5 protein-coding genes are annotated in these 3,348 nt (G+C 74.2%); all 5 read right to left on the bottom strand.

Annotation, left to right across the window (positions count from 1 at the left end; all coding sequences use genetic code 11):
* Positions 1 to 460 (bottom strand): hypothetical protein (locus HMPREF0731_RS25410; protein ID WP_040613086.1); only part of this gene is annotated, 460 nt, incomplete at its 3' end.
* The gene (locus tag HMPREF0731_RS12270; protein WP_007004461.1) at positions 457 to 1,830 is read right to left on the bottom strand and encodes a YcjX family protein; all 1,374 of its coding nucleotides are present in this window, start codon (positions 1,828 to 1,830) and stop codon (positions 457 to 459) included. The genes HMPREF0731_RS12270 and HMPREF0731_RS25410, both read right to left, overlap by 4 nt.
* A gap of 67 nt (positions 1,831 to 1,897) precedes the next feature.
* On the bottom strand, positions 1,898 to 2,332 hold the full coding sequence (locus HMPREF0731_RS12265) for a GNAT family N-acetyltransferase (RefSeq protein ID WP_007004460.1): 435 nt from the start codon (positions 2,330 to 2,332) through the stop codon (positions 1,898 to 1,900).
* Positions 2,329 to 2,802 (bottom strand): RidA family protein, encoded by a 474-nt coding sequence (locus HMPREF0731_RS12260; RefSeq protein WP_007004459.1) that lies wholly within the window; start codon positions 2,800 to 2,802, stop codon positions 2,329 to 2,331. Before HMPREF0731_RS12260 ends, HMPREF0731_RS12265 begins: the two co-directional genes overlap by 4 nt.
* Before the next feature lie 36 nt (positions 2,803 to 2,838).
* Positions 2,839 to 3,348, bottom strand: a 510-nt coding sequence (locus tag HMPREF0731_RS12255) for a TSCPD domain-containing protein (protein WP_007004458.1), incomplete at its 5' end; no start/stop codon positions are given.

The raw sequence follows: 3,348 nt of genomic DNA, 5'->3' as shown, positions 1-3,348 counted from the left end.
TGCCCTCCACCCAGCGCAGCAGCGCCGCCGGCGGCGGGGCGTTGTCGGGGGCGTCCTGCAATGCCTCGGCCAGATGGTCGAGGGCGGAGAGGCGGCGCAGCGCCCGCCATTCGCGCCAGGCGGCGGCCGAGAGCAGCCCGGCCACCGCGCCCCCCAGCGCCACCCCCGCCCAGCCGAAGCCGGGCGAGACGGCGAAGAGATCGTCCAGCATCAGGCCGAGCCAGAGCGCGCCGCCGCCCAGCAGCAGCAGCGCGCCGGCGCCGCCGACCAGGCCAATGGAGCGCAGCCAGCCGGTGGCGGGCGCGACCTCCGCCTCCGGCCGCAGGGCGAGCGGGGTGTCGGGGCGGATGGCGCCGCCTTCCACCGGGTCGAGCCAGGCGGGGGCGGGGCCGTCCCAGGCGGGGGGCTCATCGGCCCAGCCGGGGGCGGCGGGGCGGCTCTCGGTCGGGCGGTCGCTCACAGCGCATCCTCCAGCAGCCAGGAGAGCATGACATCCAGGCCGAGCTGCGGCAGGCCCTCCCGCCCCTCGGGGTCGAGCAGCGGCGGGCGGAATTCGGGCAGCGGGAAATAGGGGCGGCGCCAGAAGGCATCGCCCGGCGGCGGCACATGGTCGGGGATCGGGCCGGGGCGGAAGGGGCGGCGCCGCTGCTCGCCGAGCGGCACGCCCAGCACCACGGGGCCGCCCTCGGCGGCGGGCGCGTCCTCGGTGCTGCGCAGCGCGGCCAGGGCGAAATGCTTCAGGGTCGGGCCGCCCTCCCCCACCATGTCGCGGAACAGGGCGCGGAAGGCGGGGCGCTGGGCGTCCGGCACATGGTCCAGCTTGCTGGCGGCGAAGGCCACGCGCTTGAGCAGCGGCCGGCGCAGCCAGCGGCTGCGGCTGCGGCCATCATAGGCGGCGGCGAGCTGGCGGGCGGCGCGGCGGGCATCGGCGAAGGCGCCCTCCCCGGCGCAGAGCGCGCCGAGCGCGTCCACCAGCACCACCTGCCGGTCGAAGCGGGCGAACCAGGGGTCGAAATAGCTGCGCCGCATGTCGTCCCGGTAGGCGTCGAAGCGGCGGGCGAGCGCCGCGCGCAGGCTGCCCGGCGCGGCGGCACCGGCGCCCGGCAGGGGGAAGAACCACATCATCGGGCTCTCGCCCTTGGGGCCGGGCACCAGGAAGCGGCCGGGCTGCAACCAGCGCAGCCCGTGCCGGTCGCGCCCCGCCTCCAGCAGGGCGCGGTAGAGCTGGAAGCCGCGGCGGGCGACATGGTCCTCGGCCGGGGCGTCGGGCGGCAGGCTGGCCAGGAAGGCCATGAAGTCGGTGGCGAGCGCCGCGCGCGGCGGCTGGCGCAGCAGATCCAGCGTCGCCTTCGACCATTCGGCGAAGCCCTGGTCGAGCAGCGGCAGGTCGAGCACCCATTCGCCCGGATAGTCGAGCAGTTCCAGCCGCAGCCGGCGCGGCGGCAGGTGTTGGCCCAGCCGGCCGCCGCGGCTGACGCGCAGCACCAGGCTGGCGCTGGCGAGGTCGCTGGTGCGGGGTGGCCAGTGGGGCGTGGCGCCGGCCAGGTCGCGCAGCTTCTCGGCCGCGTCGAACCAGTCCAGCGCCTGGGCGCCGGCGGGCTCCAGCCAGACGGCCTCGATCCGCCGCCCCTGCATGGCGAGCTGGCGGGTCAGCGCCGGCAGGGTGTCGCGCCCGCGCCCGAGGGCGAGGAGATTGCTGATGAGCGAGGTGATGAACACCGTCTTGCCCGACCGGCTGAGTCCGGTGATGGCGAGGCGGATGGTGTTCTCGTTGAGCCGGCGTTCGGCTTCCGCCGTGATGCGGCTGATCCCGTGCGCGAGCCGGTCCATGCGTTCCCCAACTGACAGAAGGAAGATGGGGGGTGCAGGGGGGAATTCATTCCCCCCTGCCCTTTTCTCAGAAGCGCTTCAGGAAGAAGTGGCGGCGGTGCCCCGGCGGATGATCGGGGATCACCCCGAATTCCTGGTAGCCCTGCTTCAGGTAGAAGCCCGGCGCCTGGAAGCTGTAGCTGTCGAGCCAGGCGCCGATGCAGCCACGCTTCTTCGCCTCCTCCTCGGCCATCGCCAGGAGCTGCGCCCCCAGCCGGTGCCGCCGCAGCCCTTCGGGGATGTGGAACAGCTCGATGAACAGCCAGGCCTTGTTGGTCTTGCCGGTCAGCCCGCCGAGCGGCTGGCCGCTCTCCGGGTCGCGCAGCACGACGGTCAGGGAGGACATCCCCGGATCGCCCACCTGCGACGCGTTGTAGTCCATGATGCCGTCGAGGATCACCTTGCGGGCCTCGGAATCGTCCGGGCCGCAGATCTCGATGCGCGGGGTGGCGGTGTCGCTCACGCGGCGATCTCGAACATCCCCTCGACCTCGACGGCGGCGTCCATCGGCAGGGAGGGCACGCCGATGGTGCTGCGGGCATGGCGACCCGCATCACCGAACACCTCGACCGCGAGGTCGGAGGCGCCGTTCATCACCAGCGCGTGCTGGGTGAAGTCCGGCCCCGCGGCGATGAAGCCGCCGAGGCGGGCGACGCGGGTGACGCGATCCAGATCGCCGATGGCCGCCTGCAGCTGCGCCAGCACGTTGATGAGGCAGAGCCGCGCCGCCTCCTTCGCCGTGTCGATGTCGAGATCGGCGCCGACCTTGCCCTTGTAGGCCACGGCGCCGTCGCGCACCGGCACCTGGCCGGAGACGACGACCAGCCGCCCGTCCGACACCACGGTGAAGGGCACGTAGTTGGCGACCGGCGCGGCCGGGGTGGGCAGGGTGATGCCGAGCTCGGCGAGGCGAGCGGCGATGCGTCCGGCCATCAGGCAGGCTCCTTCAGCGGAAACGGGGAGAGAGGTTCAGCCGACCAGGCGGAAGATGCGGCGGCGGGCGGCGGGGGAGGGCTGCACCGGCAGGTCGAGCGGCAGCAGCGGGCCACGATCGCCCGGCGTGCCGATCTCCTCGATGGCGCATTCCTCCAGCGTCGGGTCGGGCCAGAGGCGGCGCGCCTCCTGCCCGCCATCATAGGCGATGGCCAGGCGGCGGAAGGCCCAGTCCAGCACCGAGGTGGCGCAGAGGATCTCGCCATCCCCCTCGACCGGGCCGGAGGGGCCGAAGCGGGTATAGGCGAAGGCGGTGATGTAGTCGGAGAGCGGCAGGCCGCGCGCCAGGCCGATATTCACCGATTGCAGGAAGCCATCGAGCAGCCCGCGCAGCGTGCTGCCCTCCTTGCCCAGCGAGAGGGCGATCTCGGCCAGGGCGCCCTGCGGCGTCTCGGTGGTGCGCAGCGTCACGCGCTGGCCGCCCACCACCACGCGCCAGACGGCGCCACGGGCGGAGAGCAGCGGGCGCGGCGGCGGCAGCGGCCG

Source organism: Pseudoroseomonas cervicalis ATCC 49957, from assembly GCF_000164635.1.
Classification (GTDB): Bacteria; Pseudomonadota; Alphaproteobacteria; order Acetobacterales; family Acetobacteraceae; genus Pseudoroseomonas; species Pseudoroseomonas cervicalis.
Note: the sequence above shows the minus strand (reverse complement) of the source record. Positions and strands in the feature narration are given on the sequence as shown.

What these genes read in the sequence shown, in the direction of transcription:
- HMPREF0731_RS12270 (WP_007004461.1), bottom strand. Translation starts at nt 1,830, where the DNA reads ATGGACCGGCTCGCGCACGGGATCAGCCGCATCACGGCGGAAGCCGAA.
- HMPREF0731_RS12260 (WP_007004459.1), bottom strand. Translation starts at nt 2,802, where the DNA reads ATGGCCGGACGCATCGCCGCTCGCCTCGCCGAGCTCGGCATCACCCTG.